The following is a 26,498-nucleotide window of genomic DNA, read 5'->3' on the forward strand; positions in this document are numbered from 1 at the left end:
GTCGCCGGGGCCCAGTCGTCAGATGATCCGGTCGAGCCGGAAGATCCGGAACTCGCGCCCGCCGGCGAGCTCATACTCCATCTCGTAGCCAGGCCAGAACTCCACGACCTGATCCCACACCCGCTTACGCTCCACCCCGGTGATCTCCGTGACCGACACCGGAAAGGCCGCACTGCCGTTGAACCGCACCGATGCCGTGCGCGCGGCACGCAGGTTCGCCGACCACGCCGGATGCTCGGGCTTGCCCCAGTTGGAACCGACGAGGAAGAACCCGTCGCCGTCGGGCACACACAGCAGCGAGGTCGTACGCGGTACACCTGACTTGCGGCCGACCACGGTCACCTCGATCGACGGCAGACCGGCCAGATCCAGGACACCCCAACGCCCACCGGAGAACCGGCGAAGCAACCGCTCGGCGGGCAACACGACACTCGCCCCCCGCATCACCCAGGCTTGTGCTCCGAACACGCGCGCCACACGGGGCAAGGGATTCCACACCATCCCCGAATCCTGGCTCGAGCGCGCTGGATTAACGAACCCACAGGGTGTGCTTGAGAGGCATTTCACTCCCCCGTCCTTGCTGGTCGTTTATCGGTGGGCACATGTATCCGAGGTGAGTTCGAGGTCTGTGGTGATGGGGTTATATAGTTAGATGCGCATATCTACGTAACAGAATGTTATAAATGGTCGTTCGCCTCGCTGACGCAATTCCCGGACTACCGCTCGCCGATGCCGCACACTGGACTCCCCTCCCATTCCAGCCGCCAGGAGTGCCATGCCCTCCCCCAGTCGCCGCAGGATCCTCGCCACGATCGCCGTTGTCTTCGCCGCGCTCGCGGGAAGCACCTCCCCCACTGCCGCCCGTCCACCGGCACCTGATCAGTTGGCACCGATGAGCCCCGACTTCCTCTGGGGCGTAGCCGCTTCCGGGTTCCAGGCCGAAGGCGACGCACCGGACAGCAACTGGCGCCGCTACGCGGAGTCCGGCAGCACCGAGCATCCGTACCTGAACTCGGTCGACTTCCGCCAGCGGTTCCGGTCGGATATCGGACTCGCGGCCGACCTCGGCGTGCGCGTGTACCGCATCGGCATCGAGTGGGCGCGGGTGCAGCCTCGACCCGGCGTCTGGGACGAGGCAGGTCTCCGGTTCTACGACGAGGTCGTCGGGGCGATCGTCGCGGCGGGCATGCGACCGATGCTCACCCTCGATCACTGGGTCTATCCCGGCTGGGTAGCGGATCGCGGCGGCTGGCGCGATCCGCGCATCGTGGCCGACTGGCTGACCAACGCGCGAAGCATCGTCGACCGGTTCGCCCACACGGACCCGCTGTGGGTGACGTTCAACGAGCCGATGGTGTATCTGGCCAACGAACTACGCCTCGGCGGGCTCGCCCCCGCCGACGCACCGACCATGGTCGACCGAATCGCCCAGGCCCACAACGGCATCCACGAGTACATCCACTCCGTGCAGCCGGGTGCCATGGTCACCAGCAACGTCGCCCACCTGCCCGCCGTCGACGACACGGTGAACGGCCCACTGCTGGAACGCATCTCGGCGCGCCTGGACTACATCGGGATCGACTACTACTACAGCTTCTCCCCCGCCGAACCGCGCATCCCCGACCCCGGCAAGCTCTGGACCATGCCACTGCACCCCGAGGGCATCTACTACGTCCTCGAGCACTACGCCCGCAAGTTCCCCGGCCGTCCGCTCTACATCGTCGAGAACGGGATGCCCACCGAGAACGGGCTGCCACGCCCCGACGGCTACACCCGCGCCGATTCGCTGCGCGACACCGTGTACTGGCTGCAGCGGGCCGTGGCCGACGGCATCCCACTGCTCGGCTACAACTACTGGAGCCTCACCGACAACTACGAATGGGGTTCCTACACACCACGATTCGGCCTCTACACCGTCGACGTGCTGACCGACCCCGCACTCACCCGCAAGCCCACCGACGCTGTCGCGGCCTATCGGGAGATCACCGCCGCGGGCGGCGTCGGCGACGACTATCGCCCGACGCGAGCGCCTGCGCCCTGCTCGGTGGTGAACGGGGTGGCGAGTTGCACCGATCCGGTGACAGTCCCTCGGTAACAGTTCGATACCGGATCGTGTGCTTTACACTCAGGCGGTGTCGAGCGCAACGTCACGACCAGCCCGCGCCGTGAGCGGCAGACAAGCACGGTGGCAGCCGCACAACGACAGCCGCCGGGAGCGGATCGTGCTGGCGGCGATCGAATTGATCGAGCAGGCGCCGCCGGGTGTCGAGGTGCCGATCGTCCAGATCGCCGAACATGCCGGGCTCGCGAAATCCGTTGTGTACCGGCAGTTCGCGGGCCGCGACGAGCTCGACCGGCGCATCCGCAGCGATATCACCGACCGGTTCGTCGGCGATATCGAAGACGCGCTCGACATCGGCGACGGCTCCATCCACCAGATCCTCGTTCGCACGGTCGATGCCGTCGTCACGTGGGTCACCGAGCATCCGCGACTGCACGAATTCCTGCGCACCGGGCCGTCGGAGGCCGATCCGGACGTCGACGCGATGAGTTCGCTCATCGCGACACTCGCCGCGTCGACCCGCGCGCTGGTCACCGGACTGGCCGGGGTGGTGGGCGTGGCCGACGACGGCTCGGCCGACGCGATGACCTTCGCGATCGTCTCGATGACCGAGGCGACGGTCACCCGCTGGGCCAACGACCCCGCCCCGGTCCTGTCGAGACAGCAGCTGATCGAGGAGGTCGCCTCCTACGCCTGGCACGTGGTCGACGGCGTCGCCCGGCGCCACGGACTCACCCTCGACGCCGAGCAACCCCTCACCACGGTCATCACCCAACTGATGACCAACGGCGATTGAGGGCGGCTCACGCCGCCCTGCGCGCACTCCGCTCCGGCTCGCTGCGGTAGCGCGACAGCGGCCCGTCGATGCCGAGCGCCTTCCACACCTGCTTGGCGATCGGGTTCATCATGCCCAGGTCGTCGGCCAGCTTCCGCACGTCGGCGAAGTAGCCCGCCAGGACGTGCTGCGAGTGCTCCGACTTCCAGAAAGCCTCACGGATGACCTCACGCGGGATGTCGAATTGCTTGGCGAACGAACGGGGCGGAGCCATGATCTCGCCGGCCAGCCAGCGCATCGCGATCGGGAACGCCACCGAACACACGCCGCGGTTGAACTTGCCCATCCGCCCGATGTGGGCGGCGAGGAAGTCGTGGGCGAAGGAGATGTGCCGCGCTTCCTCGGCGATGTGGATCTCCATGGTGCGCACTACCATCGGTGGCAGGTTCGCGCCCGCGCGGAGCATGGCCTTCTGATAGTGGTCGATCGGTTCCTCGCCACCGAGGATGCCGATGAACAGGATCGTGTGCGCGTAGCCGCCCGCTACGCCGATGAACGGCGAGAGTGCCCGGAACAAGGGGCGCATGCCGGGTACGTCCACACCGATGCGGTTCACCAGTTCCTGGAACATCTGGATGTGGTTGCACTCTTCGGTCATCTCGTGCAAGCAGTAACGGAACTCGGGTGAGCCGTTCGGCAGCTTCATGATGTACTGCATCATCCCGCGGATCAGGATGCTCTCGAACGCCGCGCCGACTCTGATCGCGTTCGCGGTGCGCCACTTGCCGATCTCGATCTGCCGCTCCAGCGGCTGCTCGCGATACCACTGCGTGGCACCGAGCGGATCGTATTCGGACGACAACACCCAGCGCGGGTCGTTCGGATCGAGAGCCAGCTCCGGCGAATCCCAGTCGATGTCGAGGTAGGGATCGAAATGCCGGTCGACGGACCCTTGAGACAGGGTCGCCAGGGCATCGCGGTATTCCTCGCTGATGAGTCCGCCACGGCTCGATTCGGTCAGCGTCATCGGTGCCTCCTCGGTTCGCGTCGATGCGCACGGCAGTGTCAACCGTCACATCGTCGTACTCAGAGTAACTGAGACTCGAGGTCCCACACAACCCCCGGGTGCGGCGCGTTCGAATCGAGCTCGATGATCTATTCGACCAGCAGAACAACCAGTTGACGGGCCAGTTCCGCATCTGCGGGGCCGCCGCGCCAGATCAGCGGACGACGGGGATCGAGACGGTCCAGCGCATCGGGCAGGGAGCTGAACACGCGCTCGGCGCGGACTACGCACACCTGGGGCATGTCTTCCGACACGGCGGGCCCGCCGTCCACTTCCAGGGCGAGCGAACCGGTCGAGGCGTCGCCGGCGACAGCGTCACGAACCACCGCGTCGCCATTGCTCGCCGCACCGGCCCCGTGCACCACGGCATGACCCGGCGCACCGGCCCAATGGTCGAGCCACGCCGGACCGGGCTCGACGGCGGCGAGCACGGTGCGCACGCTCATCCCGTAGAGCACATCGGCCACAGCGGCGGGCAGACCCGTGGTGTCGACCAGGCGCACCAGCGAGCCCTGCTCGCGCAGCCGTTCGACGAAGCGGGCGAGGACGGCGGCGCGTTCGGCCGGGTCGGCGTCGGCCGGGCGACCCGATGAGCGACGAACCGTCACCCGTCGCGCGTCGTCGGGTAGGTCGAGCAGCCCGTCGCGGACGCGGCGCAAGATCTCCTCGCGAGAATTCACTCGGGCACCCCCCATTCGGCGGCGGTACCGGTGGGCCCGCCGTTCACACATCTCTCACCCCACATACCGCAGGAATCACCTCCTTCGCTACCGTACCGACCGGTCCCTCGGGCGTAGCGACGGCGCCACGTGGGGAAAGTCATGTCGATCAGCCGACCGGGGTGAGCCCGTCGTCTCGCGACGCGCCTCGGCAGCCTCCTCGGCGGCCCGGTTCACCTCGGCGGCCAGCGTGGTACCACCGACCTCCCAGGCCATGGCGAGCAGCCGTTCACGGAAGCGGGTCAGGTCGACACCGAGGTCCTCGCCGGCGTAGCCGCCCGACGCGTCGCGGACCGCGCGGACCACCTCGTCGGCCAGCGCGGCCATCCGCGAGCGGATCATGGTGCGCAGTTCGCCGCTGAGCGGGATGTCGATACCGACGTCGTAGAGGACGAGGGCGCCCTTGAGCATCGGGCGGTCCGGCACGTACCACCGTTCGCCGCGGCGCTCCAGATAACCGACGGCGATCAGTTCGGTCAGCACGTCCGAGCCGCGGTCGCCGAGCAGGGCGGCGAGTTCGGCGTCGTCGATCTCCGCGCTGCGTTGCGCGGCCTGGGCCGAACGCGGGTCGAACAGCGTGCGCCAGTCGCCGCTGGTCGGTTCGGCGTCGAAGACCTCACGGATGGCGTCGAGCCGAAGCCCGCGGCCCTGCATGGCGACGATGTCGCGCAATCGGTCCAGGTGCTCGTCGGAATACACCACTTCCTTGCCTGCGCGCCCTGGCTTGGGCAGGACGCCGAGCGAGTGGTAATAGCGGATCGTGCGCGCCGCGACGCCGCTGGCGTCGGCGAGTTCCGCGCGGGTGTATCGAGGCACGCGACCAGCATAGGGGCCGGGACCCGGGCAGACTTTGACAGTGCTGGCTGTCGGCGTTAGCGTTACCGGCGTCACTGTCGACATCATCGAGGAGCTCTTCTATGTCCGAGCGAACCACCGACTTCGACGTCTTGATCGTCGGTTCCGGATTCGGCGGCAGTGTCACCGCGCTGCGACTGGTGGAGAAGGGCTACAAGGTCGGCGTGCTGGAGGCGGGCCGCCGCTTCGCCGACGACGAACTGCCGAAAACCAGCTGGGACCTGCGTAAATTCGTGTGGGCACCCAAGCTCGGCTGCTACGGCATCCAGCGCATCCACCCGCTGCGCGACGTGCTCATCCTCGGCGGCGCCGGTGTCGGCGGTGGTTCGCTGAACTACGCCAACACCCTCTACGTTCCGCCGGAGCCGTTCTTCCAGGACGCGCAGTGGCGCGACATCACCGACTGGCGAGCCGAGCTCACGCCGTACTACGAGCGGGCAAAAAAGATGCTCGGCGTGGTGCAGAACCCGCACATGACGCCCGCCGACGAGATCTTCAAGGCCGTCGCCGAGGACATGGGCGTGGGCGACACCTTCGTCCAGACGCCGGTCGGTGTCTTCTTCGGTGAGCCGGGCAAGACAGTCGCCGATCCGTACTTCGGCGGGGCGGGCCCCGAGCGCACGGGCTGCATCGAATGCGGTGACTGCATGGTGGGCTGCAAGTTCGGCGCCAAGAACACGCTGGTGAAGAACTACCTCTACCTCGCGGAAAAGGCGGGCGCGCAGGTCATTCCGATGACCACCGTGTCGGCGCTGCGTCCGCTGCCCGACGGAACATGGGACGTCGCCACCGAGCGCACCGGCGCCTGGGTGCGGAAGGACCCCAAGACCTACACCGCCAAGCAGGTGGTGCTCGCCGCGGGCACGCTCGGCACCCAGAAGCTGCTGCACGCGATGCGCGACGAGGACGCGCTGCCCAAGATCTCCGACCGGCTCGGCCTGCTCACCCGCACCAACTCCGAGTCCATCGTCGGCGCGGCGACCAAGACGCTCGCGCCCGGCCAGGACTTCACCAAGGGTGTCGCGATCACGTCCTCGATCCACCCCACCCCCGACACCCATGTCGAACCGGTCCGCTACGGCAAGGGCTCCAACTCGATGGGCATGCTGCAGACCCTGATGGTCGACGGAGGCGGGCGCGTGCCGAGGTGGCTGCGGTTCCTGTGGCTGGTGATCACCCACCCGCTCACCTTCTTCGGCTTCATGAGCGTGCGGAACTGGAGCGAGCGCACCATCATCTCGCTGGTCATGCAGCACTTGGACAACTCCATCACCACCTACACCAAGCGCGGGCTGTTCGGGCGCAAGCTCACGTCCAAACAGGGCCACGGGCAACCGAATCCGACGTGGATCCCGGCGGGCAACGAGGTGACGCGCCGGGTGGCGGACAAGATCGGCGGCGTCGCGGGCGGTACCTGGGGCGATGTGTTCAATGTGCCGATGACGGCGCACTTCCTGGGTGGTGCGGCGATCGGCGCCGATCCGGAGCACGGCGTGATCGACGCCTACCACCGCGTGTTCGGCTACCCGACGCTCAGCGTTGTCGACGGTGCGGCCGTCTCGGCCAATCTCGGGGTGAACCCGTCGCTGACGATCACCGCGCAAGCCGAGCGTGCAACCGCCTACTGGCCCAACAAGGGTGAGGCCGACACCCGTCCCGAGCAGGGCGTGGGATACCGCCGGATCGAGCCGGTCGCACCCAAGCAGCCGGTGGTCCCCGCGGGTGCGCCCGCCGCGTTGGTCTTGCCGATCGTCGAGATCCGCAACCCGGAGAAGACAGCGGGCTGACGACCGAAACAAGGCCCCGGACAAGCGGTTCGCACCGCAGGTCCGGGGCTTGGTTCGTTCAGAGGGCGTTGATGCGCGCCAGCGCCTCGAACGCCAGATCGGCGGCCTGCCACAGCGCGGCGACCTCGGCCCGGATCGTGGGCGCCAGCGCGGGGTCCTGGAGCGCGAGTCCGTTGCTGAAGATCACCACGTTCGCACCGAGGTCGGCGGCGATCAGCATCTGTTCGGTGGCCACACCCGCGCCGAACAGCTGATCGAGGCCCTCCCCCACGAAATAGAACCGCCACAGCGGCCCGAGGTCGGCACCGTAGACGGCTTTGGTCCGATCGACGATCACCTCACCGACCGAGGCGATGCCTGCGACGATCTTGAAATAGTCCGGTGCGTGCTCGGGACGGCTTCCGACGGCGGCCACCGAATACGTCAGGTCGACAGTCAGGTGCGCGTTGTATCCGGCCATCGCCGTGCGCGCCCGCGAGGCGCCGCAGTCCTTGGCGAGGGCGAAATAGTGCGCCCACTGCGGTTCGACGACGCCGCCGGAGAATTCGGCATGCAGATTGTCGAGGAAACGGCGCAGCAGCTCGAGACTGATGGAGTGCGCGTATTCGCGGTCGAGGAAGGCCGCCGGATCTCGTTGCATCGGCATCACCGCGGTGGATTCCACGCCGTCCAGGCCGATCGCGAACAGTCCTCGCAGATCCCGGTGCTCGACGAGGATTTCGGTGATCCGGTGATGCCTGTCGACGGCGTCCTCCAGCCGGGCCAGAGTATCGCCACCCGCTATCTCGGAAGTGTCCGAGAGCCGGGCCATCTCGCCGATATCGGCCTGCGACAGGGTCGATCCGCACGCGGTATCGGTTACCGCGCCGGCCGGTCCCGCGACCAGCCCGGGCAGAGCCATGATCCCGACCGCGACAGCCGCGACTGTTCCACTCCCGATACGCATCCTGCGATTCCACCATCTCCCACCCCGATCCGCTGTGCGACGCACCCGGATCGACAAGTTCGCCGAGGCGTGCAGGTGCCACGGAAGCTGCTGACAAGCAGGCCCGTTCAGTAGCGGGCCGGCTGCGGCAGCCCAAGCGTTCGCGGCCGTCAGATCAGGCGGATGCTCGCGATCATCTTCTTGGCGTCGTCGGCGGACAGCTCGCCGGTGGTGCCACGGTCGACCAGGATCGCCATGACCATCGGCAGACCCGCCGCCTTCTCGAAGGCGAAGGTGTACACCGAGTACGTGGTCGTGGTGCAACCCGGTCGCGCCGGTGTCCACGAGCCCGAGCTCTCGGCGAACTGTCCGGCCAAGCCGCTCTTGGTGGTGAGCGACGTGGGGGCGGTGATTTTGCCACCTGTCGAATCGGAGTAGCCGCCCTCGGCCGCGATCCTTGCCGCGGTGGTCGCGGCCTCGGGCAGTGTGTTCTCCGTACTGAGGGCGATCCCCGCCAGTCCTCGGTAGGCCGAACCGGGACAGTAGTTCTCGCCTTCGGAGGCCTTTCCGGTCCCCGCGAACATACCGCTCAGACCGAGGATCACCACCGAGTCCGACTCCGAGGCGATCTGCCAACTCGACGGCACGTCGTAAGCGACGCGCTCGTCAGCGAGCAGCACACCCTTCCAACCCGGCGTGACCGGTGCGGTGCTGGTGCCGGTGGGCGGCGCAGTCTGCGTGGTGGTCGTCGGCGCGGCAACCGCCGCCTCGTCGTCGCCACCGGTTCCGATCACCACCGCGGTCACGATCACCACGGCCAGCACCAGCACCACGGCCCCGATCCCGATCAGCAGACCGGCATTACCCTTGCGCGGCGGCTGCGGCGCATACCCATAGGTCTGCCCGTGATGCGGAAACGGCAGAGACATGCTCGGCCCGAGCCCCTGCTGCGGAATTCCTTGCTGCGAGTCGGGAATTCCGTATCCACCCGGCTGCCCATAACCCTGTGGCGCCCCTGGATAGCCCTCCGATCCCTGCGGCGTACCGGGCTGCGGAAACGCACCCAACCCCTGCGGCACACTCGATTGAGGGAAGACCCCCAAGCCGTGCGGTTGCTGAAACGGACCAGGCCCCTGTGGAGCGAGGATCGTCGGATCCCCGTGCGGTGGTTGCGGAATCGCGGGCTGAGAGGTAGACCCGGACGACGCCGGATACTCGCCCGGCGGCGGCGCGAACGCACCCGGCTGCCCACCCACACCGTCCGGCGGATCCGCGGGCGCCCCCGCCGACTCCCACCAGCGATCGACGTTGTCTGCCACGTCCCAGTCCTTCCTCACAACCCGCCTCGCCGATCTCCCTCGAGCAGGCGTCCCGCTCAGCGTAACGGCGCAACCCCGCCAACGAGAGCCGCGCGTGCCTCTGCAGGTACCTGCCATCCCGCTCATGGACGGCTGATCACCACGCTCCTATGGCGCGATACCGGCCGAAATTTTGCCATGAGAGCGTGGTGATCTTGGTCTAGGCGCATGCCCGTCCCGACGTGCGGAGAGACAGGGTGGGGCCGATCGGGCGACTAACGCGTGGACGACGTGATCTGGTCGGCGGCGGCGGTGGTGGCGGCTCCGAGGGCGGTGACCTGGGCGGCGGTGAGGCGGGAGTCGGGGCAGGTCACTACCGAGGCGATGACCGTGCCGGTGGTGTCGCGGATGGCGGCGGCGACGGTGAGGACGGCATTGTCGGGCCCGAGCTCGCCGGGCAGGTAGTCGATCGTGATGAGTTCGCTGATCACCGAGCCGAGCTGGGCGCGCAGGGCGGCGGTGATCGGTGTGTCACGCAGGGCCGCAAGGGCTTCCAGCATCGGCGTCGAATCGTCGACCAGGCGCTCCACGGAATAACCGCGGGCGCGGATCTCGGTGAGGACGTGCGCGAGGCGCTCACGGTGTGTGGGGTCGGCGCCGGCGAGCCAGGCGCGTTGTTCGGATTCCGGTGCCCAGGCGACGAATTCGCGGCAGACGGGTGGGGCGAGCGGTAGCCGGCGGCCGGGCCGGATCCAGGTCGCCGACGGGTCGCCGACGAGTTCGGTGACCACGATGTTCGCCCCGTCGCGTTCGGCGAGGAAGACCGGTGCCGACACCTGGTCCGACAGCGCGCGCAGGACCGGAGCGGCGGTGCGGCGCAGCGGGAACGCGGCTTCGGCCCGACGGGCGACGGTGAGCAGCCGCAGACCGATGCCGTAGCAGCCGTCGCCGTCGCGCACGGTCCACCCGTCGGCGGTGAGCTGGGTGAGCACGGCGTGGGCGGTGGCGCGGGAGATCCCGGCTTCGCGCACGATGCGGGCCAGCGTGAGCCGCTCGGTGGCATGGCGCGAGAGCAGCTCGAGCACCTTCACCACTCGCTGGGTCGGGGCCGAGACAACGCTCGAATCCGATTCGGCCGACGCCGGATCCGACGTCTCCTCTTGACCGGCGCTCTCGGCCCGGCTTATCGTCGGTGTCACAATACCGAACGATAGCGTCGATTATTCGACAGCGCAACCCCGGGCGTGAGCCCGCCGGGAAGGTGGACAGTGCAGACGGGATACGAGTTGACGCACCTGGCGGCCCTGGAGGCCGAAGCGGTGCACATCCTGCGCGAGGTGGCGGCCACCTTCGAACGGCCGGTGCTGCTGTTCTCCGGCGGGAAGGATTCGGCGGTGCTGCTGCATCTGGCGCGGCGCGCGTTCTGGCCCGCGCCGCTGCCGTTCCCGCTGCTGCACGTGGACACCGGCCACAATTTCGACGAGGTGCTCGCGTTCCGCGACCGCACCGCCGAGCGCACCGGCGCCCGCCTGCTCGTCGCGAAGGTCCAGGACGACATCGACGCGGGCCGCGTGGTCGAACGCCCCGGCGGCACCCGCAACCCCTTGCAGACCACCACCCTGCTGCGCGCCATCGGCGAGCACCGCTTCGACGCCGTGTTCGGTGGCGCACGCCGCGACGAGGAGAAGGCACGCGCCAAGGAACGGGTGTTCAGCTTCCGCAACCGTTTCGGCGAGTGGGAGCCACGCGCCCAGCGTCCGGAGGTGTGGAACCTCTACAACGGCAGGCATCAGCCGGGCGAGCACATCCGGGTGTTCCCGCTGTCGAACTGGACCGAGCTCGACGTGTGGGAATACATCGACCAGGCGGCCGTCGAGCTGCCGTCGCTGTACTACGCGCACCGCAGGCGGGTGATCGAGCGCGACGGAATGCTGTTGTCCGCGACCCGTTTCGTCACCGAGGCACCCGGCGAGCGCGCCTTCGAGGCCACTGTGCGTTTCCGCACCGTCGGCGATGCCACGTGTACCGGCTGTGTCGAAAGCACCGCCACCACCCCGACGCAGGTGATCGCGGAGATCGCGGCTACCCGGCTCACCGAGCGCGGCGCCACCCGCGCCGACGACCGGATCTCCGAGACCGGGATGGAAGACCGCAAGCGAGAGGGCTATTTCTGATGCGCCGCAACCTGTTACGCCTGGCCACCGCGGGCAGCGTGGACGACGGGAAGTCCACCCTCATCGGTCGCCTGCTCTACGACTCGAAGTCCCTGTTCGACGACCAGCTCGCCAACATCGAGCGGCTCAGCACCGAAAGGGGCAGTGCCACCACCGATCTCGCGCTGCTCACCGACGGTTTGCGGGCCGAACGCGAGCAGGGCATCACCATCGACGTCGCCTACCGCTACGTGACCACCCCGCGCCGCAAGTTCGTCATCGCCGACACTCCGGGACATGTGCAGTACACGCGCAATATGGTAACCGGGGCGTCCACCGCCGATCTCGCCCTGATCCTGGTCGACGCCCGCACCGGCGTCAGCGAGCAGACCCGCCGTCATGCCTTCCTGGCCACCCTGCTCGGCGTCCCGCACCTGGTGGTGTGCGTGAACAAGATGGACCTGGTCGACTGGTCGGAGGAGCGTTTCACCGAGATCAAGGAGGAATTCTCCGCGTTCGCCGCGAAATTGACCGTCGGAGACCTCAGTTTCGTGCCCGTCTCGGCCCTGCACGGCGACAACGTGGTCGACAGTTCACCGCATCTGGCCTGGTATCCGGGTCCGCCGCTGCTGCGTCACCTCGAGGACGTGCACATCGCCTCGGACCGCAACCTCATCGACGCACGGCTCCCCATCCAGTACGTGATCCGCGCCGAGCAGGGATCGGCGCAACGCAGTTACGCGGGCACTGTGGCGGGCGGCATCTTCAAACCGGGCGACGAGGTGGTGGTCCTGCCCGCCGGTCACGCCTCGCATGTGCGGGAGATCTGGGGACCGGGCGGCACCAAGGTCGAGGAGGCGTTCACCGGGATGGCGATCTCGCTGACCCTCGACGACGACATCGACATCGGCCGGGGCGACCTGCTCGCCCGCCCGGGCAACTCCCCGCACCAGAGCACCGAACTCGACGCCATGCTGTGCTGGTTCTCCGAAACCGCCCGGCTGCGCGCCGGCGACAGCCTGCTCGTCCGCACAGCCGCGCAGACCACGCAGGCCGAGGTCGTCGCCATCGACTACCGGCTCGACGTGAACACCCTGCACCGCGTGTCGGAGGTGGAGGCGTTGTCGCTCAACGACATCGCCCGGGTCCGGTTGCGTGCCCGGCGCCCGCTGCTGTCGGATCCGTACCGGGAGAACCGGCGCACGGGCAGCTTCATCCTCATCGATCCGCGCACCGACGAGACAGTCGCGGCGGGGATGGTCACCGGTCGCGAAACGGTCGAGGTGTCGAGCACACGCACCGGTCCGGTGACGTGGCATCGCTCGGCGGTGACGCGTGCCGAACGCACACACCTCGGGGCGACGATCTGGCTGACCGGCCTGTCGGGTTCGGGGAAGTCGACCGTCGCCGTGGAACTCGAACGCCTGCTCGTCGAAGCCGGGCGCCCCGCCTACCTACTCGACGGTGACAATCTGCGCCACGGCCTGAACTCCGGACTCGGCTTCTCCCCCGCCGACCGGGACGAGAACGTGCGCCGGGTCGCCGAGGTCGCCGCCCTGTTCGCCGACTCCGGAACCGTCGCAGTCGTGTCGGTCATCAGCCCGTTCGCCGCGCAACGCGACCACGCCCGCACCGTGCACACCGACCGGGAGCTGCCCTTCCACGAGGTGTTCGTCGACACCCCGCTGACCGAATGCGAACGCCGCGACCCGAAGGGCCTCTACGCCAAGGCCCGTGCGGGCGAGCTGCCCGGTTTCACCGGCATCGGCTCTCCCTACGAGCGGCCCGCGCAACCCGACTTGGTCATCACCCCCGACCTCGGCTCCCCCGCCGAGATCGCCGCCCATATCCTCCGAGAGCTAGGGATCACAGTCCGTTGAACCAACCGAGTACCACCACCGCCGACACGGGCGCACCGCCTGATTCGCTCACCGCCCCGTTCCTCGCCGCTGTCGCGCAGGCCGAAACGCTCATCGCCGGTGCGGAATTCGTGCGCAGCGACGCCGACCGCGCCGAAGGCTACGACTATCTGGCCGCCAGTATCGCCGCCTGCCTTCGGCTCTCGGGTGCCCACGGCACCTCGCACCCCTACTTCGTGTCTTCCACCGGCCCGTACGCCAAGATGGGCCTGGACAACCCGGACACCCTCTACTACCACGCGAATATCGAGCCGACCGCCGAGTACGTGGTGAGCGGGGTGCGCGGCAGCACCGTCGACCTGAGTTTCCAGGTCCTCAAGGGTGACTACACGGCCACCGACGTGCCCGGTGGTGCCGATGCCTTCGACGACCGGCGGATCCCGATCGCCCCGGACGGCAGCTTCTCGATCCGGTTCGGTCCGGCGAAAGCCGATGCGGGCGAGGACTATCTCCCGCTCGGCGAGGGCGCCTCGATGCTCGCGGTCCGCGAGGTCTACAGCGACTGGACCGAACGCAAGGGCTCCATCCGCATCGAACGGGTCGACACCGTCGGCACCGCACCGGACGAACCGGATCTGGCCCGGTTGCGCAAGCGCTACCGGGCCGCCGGGAACATGCTGCTCACCAGGGTGCACACCTGGTTCAACTTCCCCAAGTGGTTCTATCTCGACCTGCCGGTGAACACCCTCACCGCACCGCGGCTCACCCCGGGCGGTCTCAGCACCCAGTACTCCTCGGTGGGACATTTCGACCTCGCCGACGATCAGGCCCTGGTGATCAGGGTGCCGAAATCCGACGCGCCCTATCAGGGGTTCCAGCTGGGCAGCCTCTGGTACATCTCACTGGATTACGTGAACCATCAGACGAGCCTCAATCATGCCCAGGCACAGGTGGATCCGGACGGCATGATCCGCATGGTGGTGAGCAACCGCGATCCCGGCATCACGAACTGGATCGAGACCACCGGCCGCACGCGGGGCATTCTGCAGTTCCGGTGGCAGCGCACCGACCGGCCGATGACCGAAGCCGACGGCCCGGGTGTGGAACTCGTCGACGTCGCCGATGTCGCCGCGCACCTGCCGTACTACGACAACAACCGGATCGCCGCCGCCGCGTGGCGGGACCGGATCGCCGCCCGGCAGCGGGCTTTCGCCGAGAGGATGCTGGGATGAGCGGGGCTCTGCTGGACGGAAAGGTCGTCGTCGTCTCCGGTGTCGGGCCGGGGCTCGGACGGTCGATCTGTGTGGAAGCGGCGGCGGCGGGCGCCACAGTCGTGCTCGCGGCGCGGACCGAATCACGGTTGCGGGAGGTGGCCGCCGAGATCGACGGCGAAACACTCTGCGTCCCCACCGACATCACCGACGACGACGCTGTGCGTGACCTCGTGTCGCGCACGGTCGAGAAATTCGGCCGAGTCGACGCACTGGTGAACAACGCCTTCTCGGTGCCCTCGATGAAGCCGCTCGAACGCACCGACTACGACCAGATCCGCGACAGCCTCGATCTCACCGTGCTCGGTGGTCTGCGGATGACGCAGGCGTTCACGCCCGCCCTGTCGGAGTCCAACGGCGCCGTGGTGATGATCAATTCGGCGGTGGTGCGCCACAGCGAACCCCGCTACGGCAGCTACAAGCTCACCAAGGCCGCGCTGCTGGCGATGTCGCAGACCCTCGCCACCGAACTGGGCGGCAAAGGCATTCGGGTGAACAGTGTGCTGCCCGGCTATATCTGGAGCGACCAGTTGAAGTGGTACTTCGGCCAGATCGCCGAGAAGTACGGCATCACCGTCGACCAGGTCTACGAACAGACCGCTGCCCGCTCCGATCTGAAGCGGCTGCCCGAGCCGGCCGAGATCGCCCGTGCCGTCGTGTTCCTCGCCTCGGACTGGGCGAACGCGATCACCGGCCAGACCCTCGACGTCAACTGCGGCGAGTACCACAACTGATCAGGAGTTTCCCTCGATGACTGTGCGCACCGATGTCGGCACCGTAGCCGACCTGCACACCTCGGCAACCAAACTCACCGGCCTCACTGATTTCGGGTCCGACGATTACACCGAAGCCCTCGGGGTGTTGCTCGATTCCTATCGCGACGAGGCCGGGCTCACCGAGCTCGGGTCCAAGATGTCGCGGTTCTTCCTGCGCGGCACCTTGGTCGCTCGTGCGCTGAGCGAGGCCGCGTGGGCCGCGAATCCGGGTTTCGCCGAAACACCGGTCACCCGACCGATTTTCGTCACCGGGTTGCCGCGCACCGGCACCACCGCACTGCACCGCCTGCTGGCGGCCGACCCTGCCAACCAGGGGCTGGAGATGTGGCTGACGGACTTCCCGCAGCCCCGTCCGCCGCGGGAGAGCTGGGCGGACAATCCCGCCTATCAACAGATCGACGCGGGGCTGCGTCAGCATCAAGTGCAGAACCCGGAGTTCATGGGCCTGCACTACATGAGCGCCGCCGACGTCGAGGAATGCTGGCAGTTGCTCCGCCAGTCCGTGATGTCGCACTCCTACGAGTGTCTGGCCTACCTGCCGAGCTATTCGCAATGGCTCACCACTCAAGACTGGACGCCCGCCTACGCCCGGCACCGGCGCAACCTGCAGCTCATTGGGATGAACGACGCCCGCCGGTGGGTGCTCAAGAATCCCAGTCACCTGTTCTGTCTGGACGCCCTGCTCACCGTCTACCCCGATGCCGTCGTCATCCAGACCCATCGCGACCCCGCGACCGTGATCCCGTCGGTCTGCAGCCTCAACGAGCACGCCACCCGTGGCTGGTCCACCGTCTTCACCCCGGAGGTCATCGGCCGCACCCAACTCGACCTGTGGTCGCGCGGGTCGCGCGAGTTCACCGCCGCGCGCGCCCGCCACCCCGAGGCCCACTTCATCGATATCGACTTCGACGACCTGCGCTCCGACCCGGTCGGCACCGTCGAGACGATCTACCGGTCCATCGGCACCGAGCTCACACCGCAGGCCCGCGCGGCTGTCCTCGCCCTGGACGCCGAAAGCCGCACGGGCGCACGCAAACCCACCCACCACTACTCGCTCGCCGACTACGGACTCACCGAGGACATGGTCGCCGAGCGCTTCTCCGGCTGATCGTGGGGGCGGCGGGTCTAGCGGGCGCTCCACCCGCCGTCCATCACATACGACGACCCGGTCACCATGCCCGCCGCGTCCGAGGCCAACCACGCCACCAACTGGGCCACCTCCTCGGGCTCGATCAGGCGTTTGATCGCACTCTCGGTGAGCAGCACCTGTTCGACCACCTGCTGTTCGGGGATGCCGTGGACGAGCGCCTGGTCGGCGATCTGCCTGTCCACCAACGGTGTTCGCACATATCCGGGATTCACGCAGTTGCAGGTGACGCCGTGCGGGCCACCCTCGAGCGCCGTCACCTTCGACAGACCCTCCAGCCCGTGCTTGGCCGTGACGTAGGCGACCTTGAACCGGGAGGCGCGCAGTCCGTGCACCGAGGAGATGTTGACGATGCGGCCGAACCCGTTGCGGTACATGTGCGGCAGTGCCGCGCGGATCAACAGGAACGGCGCCTCCACCATCAGCGTTTGCATGGTCCGGAACCGTTCGGGCGCGAATTCCTCGATGGGGCTGACGGTTTGGATACCCGCGTTGTTGACGAGGATGTCGGTGTCCAGGCGCAGCCCGGCGAGTGCGTCGACATCACGCAGGTCGACACACCAGGCGTGGCCGCCGATCTCGTGGGCGACGGCTTTCGCGCCGTCACCGTCGAGATCGGCGACGGTCACCTCGGCGCCGCGGGCGGCGAGGACCCGCGCGCACGCGGCGCCGATCCCGCTCGCGGCGCCGGTGACCAGCGCGGTGCGACCGGTGAGATCACTCATGCCGCGAGCCTTTTCGGTGCGTCGGTGTCGGCCAGATCGATGGTTTCCAGGTGGATCCCGCGCGTCTCCCGCGCACACAGCACCGCGACCACCGTGACCGTCGCCGCCACCGCGAGATAGACCGCGATCGGCACCGACGAACCATAGGAGTCGAGCAGGCGCACCGCGATGATCGGCGCCAGCGAACCGGCCACGATCGAGGTCACCTGATATCCCAGCGACACACCGGAATACCGCATTCGGGTGGGGAACATCTCGGCCATCATGGCGGGCTGACCGGCGTACATGAACCCGTGGAAGACGAGGCCGACGATGATGGCGGACAGGATCACCACGCTGTGCCCGCTGTCCATCATCGGGAACGCGAAGAATCCCCACGTTCCGCCTGCGACGGCACCGGCCAGGTACACCGGCCGACGCCCGACCCGGTCACCGAGGTATCCGGCGAACGGGATCACCGCGATGTGCACAGCGTGGGCGATGAGCAGCCACCACAGGATCGTGGTCGTGTCGGCGTGTACCTGCACCTTGAGGTAGGTGATCGAGAAGGTGACCACCAGGTAGTACATGATGTTCTCGCCGAAGCGCAGCCCCATGGCGGTGAAAACCCCACGCGGGTAACGGCGCAACACCTCGAACGGGCTGAACGAGGTGGCCTTGGTGTGCTCGAGCGCCTGCTGGGCGGCCAGGAAGATCGGCGCGTCGGTCACCTTCGTCCGCACGTAGTAGCCGACGAGCACCACCACCGCCGACAGCCAGAACGCGACCCGCCAACCCCAGCTCAGGAACGCCGCGTCCGACAGCGTCGAGGTGAGCACCAGCAGCACGATGGTGGCGAGCAGATTGCCCGCGGGCACTCCCGCCTGCGGCCAGCTCGACCAGAAGGCGCGGCTGCGGCTGGGGCTGTGCTCGGCGACCAGCAGCACCGCGCCACCCCATTCACCACCGACCGCGAAGCCCTGGACGAAACGCAGTGTCACGAGCAGAGCCGGTGCCCAGTAACCGATTTGGGCGAAGGTAGGCAGGCAGCCCATCAGGAACGTCGCCGCGCCGACGAGCACGAGACTCGTCTGCAGCAGCTTCTTGCGCCCGTATCGGTCACCGAAATAGCCGAAGACGATGCCGCCGAGCGGGCGCGCCGCGAAACCGACGGCATAGGTGACGAACGCGGCGAGGATCGCGTCCAGGTCGCTGGTCCCCTCGGCGAAGAACACCTTGCTGAACACCAGGGTGGCGGCGGTGCCGTAGAGGAAGAATTCATACCACTCGACGACGGTGCCCGCCATCGAGGCGGTCACCACCCGCCGTAGCCCGGACGGTGTCTCTTCCGGTGTGTCACCGGTCGGCCGGGTCGTGCTGCTGACGCTCATTCGCACTACTCCTTCACGCGCTGTGAGCTGACTCACATTCCATGCGAGGAGTATTCGTGCAGAAGTATTTCGGTCGCAATGCCCAGTTTCGCAGCAGCAATCTGCGAATATGCAGATATGAGCCGTTCCGTCGCGTCGTCCGGGCGCAGGCCGAGTGCCGATGATCTGCTCGTACTGCTCGCCGTCGGCCGGTCGGGGCGGTTCGTCACGGCCGCAGCCGAACTCGGCATCAACCACACCACCATTTCCCGGCGCATCGCCGCACTCGAGGCGGCCGTGGGCGGACGGGTTCTCACGAAAGTGGCAGGCGGTTGGGAGCTCACCGATCTCGGTCGCGAAGCCCTCGTAGCTGCCGAGACGGTCGAAGCCGCCGTGCGTTCACTCGGTTCCCCGGGCGGGGAACGCACGCTCGAAGGGGTGGTGCGGCTCTCGGCGACCGACGGGTTCAGCGCCTACCTGGCCGCACCGTCGGCGGCGCGGGTGCAGCGCCGCCACCCCGGCATCGCGGTGGAGATCGTCGCCGCCACCCGCCGCGCATCCACCCAGCGAACCGGTCTCGATCTCGAGGTGGTCGTCGGCAGACCTCAGGTGCACCGCGCCGAGGCCATCGAACTCGGCGACTATTGTCTCGGCCTCTACGCCGCCCGGGACTATCTCGACGCCCACGGCGCCCCCACCACCATCGACGACCTCGCCCGCTATCCGCTTGTCTATTTCATCGAGTCGATCCTGCAGGTCGACGACCTCGACGTGGCAACCAGCTTCGCGCCGACCATGCGCCAATCCGTCTCCTCCACCAACGTTTTCGTCCACGTGGAAGCCACCCGCGCGGCCGCCGGTATCGGCCTGCTCCCCTGCTTCATGGCCGACCGCCACCCCGACCTCGTCCGGGTCCTGGCCGACGAAGTCCGCGTCCAACTCACCTATTGGCTGGTCACCCGACCCGAGACGCTGCGCCGCCCCGAGGTCGCCGCCGTGGTCGATGCCCTGCGCACCACCGTCCGCGAATGCCGAGCGGCCCTCCTCGGCATCCCCGAAGGGTGAAGGTCGCGATCCCTTCGACCGATCGGCTGACAGCCCACGTTCTGGATGATGTAGCGCAGCTTCGCGACCACAACGCTTTCCGGTATCCGCCCCACTGTTCCGTCAGATGAAGAGGGAGGCCGCCGCCCGCGGTCAGTTGGTCATCCGCCGGCCCGGAGGTGATCGCGCAGGACGGTGCCGCGCCGCAGCAGGATTTGTCCACAGGCGGTCGGTGCCAAGGCCCTGACGTGCAGTGTCGATCCGTTGTCACCCTGTGGGGCAAGGGTTTACGAAAGTACGGCCGGGGAGGGTGTTCGACCACTCTTGTGCGGTGACGGGTGCGGTGCCGGTGGCGCAGATGCGCGCCGCTTCGGTGGTGGCGTCGGTGTGCCAACGGCGCAGTGTGCCGTCGGTAGCGGATTCGACGAGGACGGTTCCACCGGCAGCGAAAGCGAGCATTGTTTTCTGCCAGTGTCTTTCGCCGTGGTGCAGGGCGGCGTAGACGGTCGGCGCGTCAGGGTCGGTGTAGTCCCAGATTGCGATGCGGTCCTCGGCGAGATCGTCGACGGCGAGGCGGGTACCGGTGTGGTCGAAGGCGACCGAACCGGCGGGGCCACGTGCGGTGACGGGTATCGGCAGGGGTCGGGGCCCGCCTGGTTCGCCGAGGCGGTAGACGAAGGCTCCGGCGCGGGTGCCGACGGCGAGAATGTTGTCTGTCGTGACGGCCAGAGACATGTCCTGACCAGCCGTGGGCAGGCCGGACAGTTCCGCCACGGGTCGGGCGTCGGACCCGGCGCTCAGGTCGTAGACCGTGATGTGCCCGGTGCGGTGGCTGCCGACGGCCAGTCTCGATCCGTCGGGACTCACGGCGAGTGCGGTCGGATAGCCGTGCCCGAATCGCAGTGTGGACCGGAGCTCGGGGCCGCCGGGCCGGGTCAGGTCCCACAGTTCCACCGACGACGTCAGACCCCGCCCGACGGCCAGGGTGCCGTCCGGGCCGAAGACGACACCTCGCGTGTCGACCAAGCCGTTGTCGATCGGTCGACCGAACGGCTTCGGGGTCGGATCGGTGATGTCCCAGACCTGGATGGCGCGTTCGTTCAGGGTGGCGGCTCGTGTCCCGTCGGGGCTGAGCACCACGGTGTCGAAGAAGCCCGAGGGATCGCCGTCCACGGAATCTCGTCCTGTGCCCGCGGGGGTTCTCGACAGACCGCGCAAGCGCGGCAGCAATGCGTCGGGCAGCACGCCCGGAGGCGGCGCGGAGACGTCCTGGGGAAGCCTGAACAGCGTCCGCGGCCCGAGTTCGGCGGCCTGTCCCGCGAGATCGAAAACATGCACGGCACGGTCGAATCCGGAAGTCACCAGTGCGCGTCCGCCACCGAACACCTCGGCGCGCGCTACGGATCCGCCGGGGAATCGGGCGAGCACCGCACCGGCGTCGAGATCGAGAAGGCGAGCACGGGAATCACCACCGACAACCACTGCCGTGCGGCCGTCCCCGGTCGGCGCCACGTCGAAGTACTCGTTGGCACCCCGCGACATCGCGCGCAGCGGTTCGGGCCGGGTGATGTCGGCGCCGAGACGCCACCTGGCGATCTCGCCGGGGTTCAGCCCCACCGCGAGCACGTCACCGTCGACATCGACCGACCTGATCTCGGCGCCGTTCGTTCGCTCGACCGACAGCTCGAAAGCGGGACGGGCCGGATCCAGAGCTGTTGCGTCCCAGCCCCGTACGGTCGTCGTCCACATGGTGTCGACGATCCGGGAACCGGCCGCGACGAGGACACGGTCGTCGGCCGCGACGAACGCGTGGTTACCGGGAACAGTCAGCGTGGGCTGCGGCACAGGGCGCGCGGGATCGGCACCGAACCGCCAGGACAGCACCGTCCCACCGTGGGTGCCGATCGCCAACAGATCGTTGCCCGGGCCGAAGGCCAGCGACGAGGGCAGATGATCCGCCAACGCGAATTCGGTTTTCCGCCAAGGATTATCCGCGATGCTCCACAACACCGCCGAGCGTTCACCAGCCACAGCAAGCCAACGCTGGTCGGCGCTGACGGCCAATGCCCGCACCGGACCGGCCACCGCCGCGAACGGCGGCATTCGGGTCACCCCGGAATCATCGACCCGCACGAGCTGCACGGTGCCGTCGCCGTTGCCGATCGCGATCATGTCGCCACCGATGCTGGTGGCCAGCCGTGGCGGGTCGATACCGGCCGAGACCGCGTCACCGGAGACCCCGGGCAGGATCCGGATCGGCGTGCCGAGAGCCGAGAACTCCAGCAGGGCCGATCGGGCATCCGTCGTGGCGCTCGTACGCACCGCCGCGAGGGCGACGAGTTGCGACAGCGCGGGGTCGAAGTCGGCACCACCCCGGGCCACGCCCGCGAACAGCCGGGAATTCGATTCGGCTCTGGCGGCGGCATTCTCGGCCCGGACCCGGGTCAGACCGGTCACCGAGAGCACGGCGAGCAGGACGGCGAGCACACCGGCGACAGAGACCAGCCACAGCGCCATATTCGGTCTGCTGCGCGTGCGCGACACAGCTTCGGTGACCGTCGCGGCCGCCGCGATGCGGTCGAGGAAGTTCTCCGGCGCCTGCCGCCGCGCCTCCTCGTAGCCGGTGGCGGCGACCACCACCCGAAGTGAAGCACGCTGCGCCGCAGCGAGTTTGCCCGCATATCCGCCGACCGGGGTCAGTTCGGTCTCCGACAGGCCCGCCGTCACCGCGCAGGCCGGGTCGAGTCGGCGCACCCGCAGCCACCGGACCAGCTGGTGGCGCGGGGCCAGGTCGTCGAGCGCGACGGCCATCGCCGCCGCCATCGACGCACCGTTGATGTCGTTCTCGGGCGCGCGACCCGCCCCGGTCACCGACCACAGCACGCACGCGCCGGTCGCGGCAGGCCGGCTCACCTCCCACGCCCGCGCGAGACTGTCGGCCAACTCGCGATCCGCCTGCAGGAACGACATGGCGGCCGGATCCGGGTGCAACCCGCTGGGTCCTTCGCGCACCTGCTCCAGCCGCAGCACGCCGACTCGTCCGGCGCCTCCGATGTCGACGAACAGCACACTGACCCGGGCGGTCCGCACCGTCGGCGGTCGCCGACCGGCCAGTTCCAGCGCGGTCACGATGCCGTAGCCGCGCGAGGGCCTGCCACCCTGGCCGAGCAGGTGCAGCACCACCTCGGCCAGCGGGTCGTCGCCACCGGTGATCGGTCCGGCGGGGAGCAATTGGGTACCGGCCGAATGCAATCCGGCCCGTTCGGTGTGCCGCAGGAAGACCGAACACGCCTCGGCGATGTCGCGCGCGCCGGTCAGGGCTTGGGCGAGGGCGGCCACCGCGTGGGCCGCCGACACATCGGCGGTGACCCGATCACCCTCCAGATCGGAGTTCTCCGATTCCTCTTCCAGCGGGTCGTCACCGGCCTCGAGGTGCTTCCACCGCGCCAGCGAATGCCGTGCCAGCACACCGGTTTCGCGGCGCAGGCCGAGCAGCCCACGAGCCGCCTCGGGGCCCGCGGCGACCGCTTCCCGGCACAGTGCCACCCACCGCTGCGGCGCTCCGGTGAGCTCGGACAACAGCGCGTCGTCGCGCTGGAACTCCGACTGCCCGGTCATCGTCGGTCCTCGACCACAGCGGCACGAGTCGCGTTCACCACGGACGGATAAGCTCGACACCGATGCGCATCAACGACCTTCCCGGGGGAACCATCTTGTCGAGATCACTCCTTGTCGGTGCTGCGCTGTCCGGTGCGGCGATCACCGCCCTGCTCGGCACCGGTTGCTCCACCGGGGACAGTTCGGCCATGCCCGTGGCCGGTGCCAACACTCCCACATCGACACCGCCGCCACCACTGCTGTCGGCCGACGACGTCGAGCGGCTGTTCGCGCGCATGCTCGACCCACGGGTCCCGAACTCCGAGAAGCTCGATCACGTGCAGGACATCGCCGACGATCCGGGCCTGCCCAACCGCATCGCCGAAGCACCGGGCCGGAACAACGCGACGGTCACCGTCACCATCTCGGGAACCAGGTTCGGCGCGCCGGGCATGCTCGCCGATGGCACCGGAAGGATGAACACCGCTACCAGCCCGTTGATCGTGCCGTTCGTGGCCGAGGACGGAAAGTGGAAGATCGAGAAGTCCTGGTACTGCCAGATCGCGTTCTCGATGATGGTGTCCTCCCCCACCTGTCCGTCCTAGCTCACATTCGTCGTGCGAACCGGTGGCGCGGGCAACGGCATCTGTGTAGAAGCCCGTTTCCCATCAGCAGGAGGCTCCCGCTGTGACCCGTGTCGTCCGGTCGTTTCCCGGTCCGCCGACCGGCGCGCGGGCGGAGCAACACCATGCCGGTTCGGCATCGAGCTGCCCGGCCCAGCTCATACGATCGGCGCCGACGGCAGAGCACCGCATGCGTCGCGCGAATTCTCCTCGGACAGTGCGGCATTCGGCACAGTCGCCGACGAAGTGGGGGCACAGGTTGACTTCTGACCCCTTGGACACCTGGCTCGGCGCCACCTGGAGCACGGTCCCCGCACCGCTGCGCCTCGCGGTGGTGGAACACATCTTCGGCGCCGACCTGGTCACCATGTCGACCTATGCGGCGGCCAAGGCGCGGTATGTCGTCGAGCGGGTCGACCCCGACATGCGTTCGGACTTCGAGGACGTCGCCCAGGACACCATGGTCGCGTTGACGGTGACCTTGCCCGCCGAACGTATCCGGCACTGGAAAACCCATGTCCTGCAGCAACTACAGTGGCAGGTGCTGCAGAACAGGCGGCGTCGCACAGCGGAGAAACGTCATCCGGGCCTGCGCGTCGATTACGAATCCACCGCGCTCGTCGTCGAAGACCACACACTCGTCGGCGGTGAGGACCGGCTGGCCGACCGCGCCGTCCTCCAAGACGCGCTCGACGCGATCCCGCACCCCGAGACCGCCGCCGTGCTGCGCGCGACCTTCGTACTCGCCCCCGACGGCACCTACACCGACGTACAGACGACCAAAGAGGTCGCCGAGGACCTGAATTTCAGCCAGGAGAAGGTCAAACGGCTGCGCGCGGCGGGAACGAAGATGCTGCGCGAGGCCCTGCGTGTCCAGCTCGACGCCCGCGACCAGGACACCGAGGAGGCATCGTGACGGCGCGAGATGATCGACCCACACGGCTGAACCTGCCCGTCGACATCGACGTGCTGCTCGCGCTCGCCGACGACTGCGAACCCGATGCCGAGGCAGCCGCCGCGGGCGCCCGGATCGCGGACCGCCTGCTCGCAGCAGACAATGCGACACCGGAACCCCATTCCTTGTCCGCGCGACGCATCGTGATGCGGGTGCCCGGGTGGACGGTGCGGCCGCTGGCCGCCTCCTCACGCGACGGAGCGTCATCGAGCCGGGTCGTCCAGAAACAGATCGACCAGGAGCTCGGCATCGAATTCACACGTACCCCCGCCGGTGCCGAGCAGACACGGATCTCGGTGCAATCGTTCGGTCCCGGCACCGCGGCAGGCGACGTGGTCCGCATCGCGGTGCATGCGGGCGAGGAACGAACCGAAGTCCTCGTCGTCCTCTATCCGGATGCCAACGGATCGCTCACCGGCCAGATCGTCACCCGCGCAGTGACTTTGGCGGAGCACCTGGAGATCTCCATCGTGCCGGGCACCGCGCTGGGCGAGACGCATACGGCAGCGATCACCGACGCCGTGCGGTGCTCGTTGACCCCGGGACGCAACGCGTGGCGGCGGGTCGCCAAGGGGCTGCGGGACGGAGACCCGGTTCGGTCGGCGATCGTCGCCGGCTTGAGCTGAGTGCCACGAACGGCCCACCACAGGATTGCCGCAGGGCCGTTCGACTAGTACCACCACGATCGGATACCCGGGGGCCGAAGCCGCGCACAGAGTGCAATCGCCGGAACGGTGGCGGCGGATAGATCGTGGGTGAGGAGACCCCCCAGCGATCTCCTCACCCACGACACGAGACGCGGCGTGGCAGGGCCGACGACCGGTCTCGTCAACAGTGATGCGATAGCGGCCCGGATCGGTTCGCTCCTGGGCGGGAGTTCGGCTACGCCGGATCTGTCGCTCCGGCAACGAAGCTACCGGCACCCGGGATCACGGAATGGATGAGCAGCTTCACCGCGCGGCGCGCGTCGGCGAGTGGTTTCGTGGTGCGGCCGCCGCGACTTTGCGCGATGGCCCCTTCGATCGCGCTCACGACCGTGCTGGCGATGACCTCGGACGTGGCGGGTTCAGCGCCTGCGTGGCGCAGGGCGGTGGCGATCTGGTCGGTCCACGTCGCGAAGACCACAGCGGAGGCGGCTTGCACGGACGGTTCCTGTGCACCGGCCTGGGCGGCCGCGAGAATCGGGCACCCCCGGGTGTAGTCGCTGCCGGTGAGGACTTCTTCCCAGTAGTCGATGATGCCGTCGATGGCTTCGGCTGGGGTCCGGGTCGCGAACAGATCGTCGAGTAGAGCGGTGATGGTGCGCCCGGCGGCGTAGGTGGCCTGTTCGAACAGTTCGGACTTGCCTGCGGGAAAGTGCTGGTAAATGGAGCCGCGGGCGGTACGACTGTGCTTGAGCAGATCGGTCAGACCTGTCGCGTGCACACCGCGCTCGCACATCAGCGAGATCGCGCTGGCCAGCAGCCGCTGCCTGGGGCCTCGTGTCGACATCCCGTGCCTCCTTTCCCACGA

At 68.2% G+C, this 26,498-nt stretch carries 23 protein-coding genes; 12 read left to right on the forward strand and 11 right to left on the reverse strand.

Going from position 1 to position 26,498, the window contains the following annotated elements; genetic code table 11:
• Positions 1-18: 18 nt before the first annotated feature.
• Entirely contained in the window at positions 19-501 is a 483-nt protein-coding gene (locus tag NI2_RS12975; RefSeq protein WP_067490180.1) for a nitroreductase family deazaflavin-dependent oxidoreductase, read from the reverse strand.
• Between the two features lie 274 nt (positions 502-775).
• Here NI2_RS12975 and NI2_RS12980 point away from each other — a divergent pair, with 274 nt between their 5' ends.
• Entirely contained in the window at positions 776-2,095 is a 1,320-nt protein-coding gene (locus NI2_RS12980; protein ID WP_067490183.1) for a family 1 glycosylhydrolase, read from the forward strand.
• Positions 2,096-2,132: 37 nt separating this feature from the next.
• Positions 2,133-2,858: a TetR/AcrR family transcriptional regulator gene (locus NI2_RS12985; RefSeq protein ID WP_067490186.1), complete on the forward strand. Its 726-nt coding sequence runs from the start codon at positions 2,133-2,135 to the stop codon at positions 2,856-2,858.
• 7 nt (positions 2,859-2,865) lie between these two features.
• Here NI2_RS12985 and NI2_RS12990 read toward each other — a convergent pair whose 3' ends face one another.
• The 3 genes from NI2_RS12990 to NI2_RS13000 all read right to left on the reverse strand — a co-directional run bounded on the left by NI2_RS12990 (position 2,866) and on the right by NI2_RS13000 (position 5,438).
• Positions 2,866-3,864 (reverse strand): AurF N-oxygenase family protein, encoded by a 999-nt coding sequence (locus NI2_RS12990; protein ID WP_067490189.1) that lies wholly within the window; start codon positions 3,862-3,864, stop codon positions 2,866-2,868.
• A gap of 128 nt (positions 3,865-3,992) precedes the next feature.
• Positions 3,993-4,583: a hypothetical protein gene (locus NI2_RS12995; RefSeq protein ID WP_067490192.1), complete on the reverse strand. Its 591-nt coding sequence runs from the start codon at positions 4,581-4,583 to the stop codon at positions 3,993-3,995.
• An 87-nt stretch (positions 4,584-4,670) separates the two neighbouring features.
• On the reverse strand, positions 4,671-5,438 hold the full coding sequence (locus tag NI2_RS13000) for a MerR family transcriptional regulator (RefSeq protein WP_084476387.1): 768 nt from the start codon (positions 5,436-5,438) through the stop codon (positions 4,671-4,673).
• A 101-nt stretch (positions 5,439-5,539) separates the two neighbouring features.
• Between NI2_RS13000 and NI2_RS13005 the strand changes: the two genes are divergently transcribed.
• Positions 5,540-7,264 carry a GMC oxidoreductase gene (locus NI2_RS13005; RefSeq protein ID WP_067490195.1) on the forward strand — a complete coding sequence of 575 codons (1,725 nt, stop codon included), beginning with the start codon at positions 5,540-5,542 and terminating at the stop codon, positions 7,262-7,264.
• Positions 7,265-7,322: 58 nt separating this feature from the next.
• Here NI2_RS13005 and NI2_RS13010 read toward each other — a convergent pair whose 3' ends face one another.
• The 3 genes from NI2_RS13010 to NI2_RS13020 form a co-directional block, all read right to left on the reverse strand.
• Positions 7,323-8,210: a DUF5995 family protein gene (locus NI2_RS13010; RefSeq protein WP_067490198.1), complete on the reverse strand. Its 888-nt coding sequence runs from the start codon at positions 8,208-8,210 to the stop codon at positions 7,323-7,325.
• Between the two features lie 149 nt (positions 8,211-8,359).
• Complete coding sequence (locus tag NI2_RS13015) at positions 8,360-9,118, reverse strand: DUF8017 domain-containing protein (RefSeq protein ID WP_067490201.1); 759 nt, start codon at positions 9,116-9,118, stop codon at positions 8,360-8,362.
• Positions 9,119-9,762: 644 nt separating this feature from the next.
• Positions 9,763-10,686, reverse strand: coding sequence for an IclR family transcriptional regulator (locus NI2_RS13020; RefSeq protein WP_243749994.1), 924 nt, complete (start codon positions 10,684-10,686; stop codon positions 9,763-9,765).
• A gap of 69 nt (positions 10,687-10,755) precedes the next feature.
• On the opposite strand from NI2_RS13020, the gene cysD reads away from it, so the two are divergent.
• From cysD to NI2_RS13045, 5 genes are read left to right on the forward strand one after another with little or no spacing between them, the layout of a single operon-like run.
• Positions 10,756-11,661, forward strand: coding sequence for a sulfate adenylyltransferase subunit CysD (cysD, locus tag NI2_RS13025; RefSeq protein ID WP_174550314.1), 906 nt, complete (start codon positions 10,756-10,758; stop codon positions 11,659-11,661).
• Positions 11,661-13,520, forward strand: coding sequence for an adenylyl-sulfate kinase (gene cysC / locus NI2_RS13030; protein WP_067490209.1), 1,860 nt, complete (start codon positions 11,661-11,663; stop codon positions 13,518-13,520). Before cysD ends, cysC begins: the two co-directional genes overlap by 1 nt.
• The gene (locus NI2_RS13035; protein ID WP_067490212.1) at positions 13,517-14,731 is read left to right on the forward strand and encodes a hypothetical protein; all 1,215 of its coding nucleotides are present in this window, start codon (positions 13,517-13,519) and stop codon (positions 14,729-14,731) included. Before cysC ends, NI2_RS13035 begins: the two co-directional genes overlap by 4 nt.
• Positions 14,728-15,504 (forward strand): SDR family oxidoreductase, encoded by a 777-nt coding sequence (locus NI2_RS13040; RefSeq protein WP_067490215.1) that lies wholly within the window; start codon positions 14,728-14,730, stop codon positions 15,502-15,504. The genes NI2_RS13035 and NI2_RS13040 overlap by 4 nt, the downstream gene beginning before the upstream one ends.
• A gap of 16 nt (positions 15,505-15,520) precedes the next feature.
• The gene (locus NI2_RS13045; RefSeq protein WP_067490217.1) at positions 15,521-16,654 is read left to right on the forward strand and encodes a sulfotransferase family protein; all 1,134 of its coding nucleotides are present in this window, start codon (positions 15,521-15,523) and stop codon (positions 16,652-16,654) included.
• 17 nt (positions 16,655-16,671) lie between these two features.
• Here NI2_RS13045 and NI2_RS13050 read toward each other — a convergent pair whose 3' ends face one another.
• Both NI2_RS13050 and NI2_RS13055 read right to left on the reverse strand, forming a co-directional pair.
• Entirely contained in the window at positions 16,672-17,418 is a 747-nt protein-coding gene (locus NI2_RS13050) for a 3-hydroxybutyrate dehydrogenase (protein ID WP_067490220.1), read from the reverse strand.
• Complete coding sequence (locus NI2_RS13055; protein WP_067490223.1) at positions 17,415-18,788, reverse strand: MFS transporter; 1,374 nt, start codon at positions 18,786-18,788, stop codon at positions 17,415-17,417. Before NI2_RS13055 ends, NI2_RS13050 begins: the two co-directional genes overlap by 4 nt.
• 117 nt (positions 18,789-18,905) lie before the next feature.
• Here NI2_RS13055 and NI2_RS13060 point away from each other — a divergent pair, with 117 nt between their 5' ends.
• Positions 18,906-19,832 carry a LysR family transcriptional regulator gene (locus NI2_RS13060; protein ID WP_243749993.1) on the forward strand — a complete coding sequence of 309 codons (927 nt, stop codon included), beginning with the start codon at positions 18,906-18,908 and terminating at the stop codon, positions 19,830-19,832.
• 246 nt (positions 19,833-20,078) lie between these two features.
• Here the strand turns inward: NI2_RS13060 and NI2_RS13065 are convergent, their stop codons facing one another.
• Positions 20,079-23,429: a WD40 repeat domain-containing protein gene (locus tag NI2_RS13065; protein ID WP_067490229.1), complete on the reverse strand. Its 3,351-nt coding sequence runs from the start codon at positions 23,427-23,429 to the stop codon at positions 20,079-20,081.
• A gap of 62 nt (positions 23,430-23,491) precedes the next feature.
• On the opposite strand from NI2_RS13065, the gene NI2_RS13070 reads away from it, so the two are divergent.
• The 3 genes from NI2_RS13070 (at position 23,492) to NI2_RS13080 (ending at position 25,612) form a co-directional block, all read left to right on the forward strand.
• Positions 23,492-24,013 (forward strand): MTB12 C-terminal domain-containing protein, encoded by a 522-nt coding sequence (locus NI2_RS13070; RefSeq protein ID WP_067490232.1) that lies wholly within the window; start codon positions 23,492-23,494, stop codon positions 24,011-24,013.
• Positions 24,014-24,290: 277 nt separating this feature from the next.
• Positions 24,291-24,947, forward strand: a complete 657-nt coding sequence (locus NI2_RS13075; RefSeq protein WP_133734106.1) for a sigma-70 RNA polymerase sigma factor region 4 domain-containing protein — start codon at positions 24,291-24,293, stop codon at positions 24,945-24,947.
• Entirely contained in the window at positions 24,944-25,612 is a 669-nt protein-coding gene (locus NI2_RS13080) for a hypothetical protein (protein WP_067490237.1), read from the forward strand. The genes NI2_RS13075 and NI2_RS13080 overlap by 4 nt, the downstream gene beginning before the upstream one ends.
• Before the next feature lie 256 nt (positions 25,613-25,868).
• Here NI2_RS13080 and NI2_RS13085 read toward each other — a convergent pair whose 3' ends face one another.
• Positions 25,869-26,477, reverse strand: coding sequence for a TetR/AcrR family transcriptional regulator (locus tag NI2_RS13085; RefSeq protein ID WP_067490240.1), 609 nt, complete (start codon positions 26,475-26,477; stop codon positions 25,869-25,871).
• Positions 26,478-26,498 lie beyond the last annotated feature (21 nt).

Origin of the sequence: Nocardia ignorata NBRC 108230 (assembly GCF_001612905.1) — a bacterium.
In the GTDB taxonomy this organism is placed as follows: domain Bacteria; phylum Actinomycetota; class Actinomycetes; order Mycobacteriales; family Mycobacteriaceae; genus Nocardia; species Nocardia ignorata.

Coding starts and splice junctions, on each gene's coding strand:
- NI2_RS13015 (WP_067490201.1), bottom strand. CDS start 9,118: ATGTCTCTGCCGTTTCCGCATCACGGGCAGACCTATGGGTATGCGCCG.
- NI2_RS13065 (WP_067490229.1), bottom strand. CDS start 23,429: ATGACCGGGCAGTCGGAGTTCCAGCGCGACGACGCGCTGTTGTCCGAG.
- NI2_RS13060 (WP_243749993.1), top strand. CDS start 18,906: ATGAGCCGTTCCGTCGCGTCGTCCGGGCGCAGGCCGAGTGCCGATGAT.
- NI2_RS13085 (WP_067490240.1), bottom strand. CDS start 26,477: ATGTCGACACGAGGCCCCAGGCAGCGGCTGCTGGCCAGCGCGATCTCG.
- NI2_RS13045 (WP_067490217.1), top strand. CDS start 15,521: ATGACTGTGCGCACCGATGTCGGCACCGTAGCCGACCTGCACACCTCG.
- NI2_RS13070 (WP_067490232.1), top strand. CDS start 23,492: ATGCGCATCAACGACCTTCCCGGGGGAACCATCTTGTCGAGATCACTC.
- NI2_RS13010 (WP_067490198.1), bottom strand. CDS start 8,210: ATGCGTATCGGGAGTGGAACAGTCGCGGCTGTCGCGGTCGGGATCATG.
- NI2_RS13050 (WP_067490220.1), bottom strand. CDS start 17,418: ATGAGTGATCTCACCGGTCGCACCGCGCTGGTCACCGGCGCCGCGAGC.
- NI2_RS12990 (WP_067490189.1), bottom strand. CDS start 3,864: ATGACGCTGACCGAATCGAGCCGTGGCGGACTCATCAGCGAGGAATAC.
- NI2_RS13040 (WP_067490215.1), top strand. CDS start 14,728: ATGAGCGGGGCTCTGCTGGACGGAAAGGTCGTCGTCGTCTCCGGTGTC.
- cysC (WP_067490209.1), top strand. CDS start 11,661: ATGCGCCGCAACCTGTTACGCCTGGCCACCGCGGGCAGCGTGGACGAC.
- NI2_RS13055 (WP_067490223.1), bottom strand. CDS start 18,788: ATGAGCGTCAGCAGCACGACCCGGCCGACCGGTGACACACCGGAAGAG.
- NI2_RS12980 (WP_067490183.1), top strand. CDS start 776: ATGCCCTCCCCCAGTCGCCGCAGGATCCTCGCCACGATCGCCGTTGTC.
- NI2_RS12975 (WP_067490180.1), bottom strand. CDS start 501: ATGGTGTGGAATCCCTTGCCCCGTGTGGCGCGCGTGTTCGGAGCACAA.
- NI2_RS13005 (WP_067490195.1), top strand. CDS start 5,540: ATGTCCGAGCGAACCACCGACTTCGACGTCTTGATCGTCGGTTCCGGA.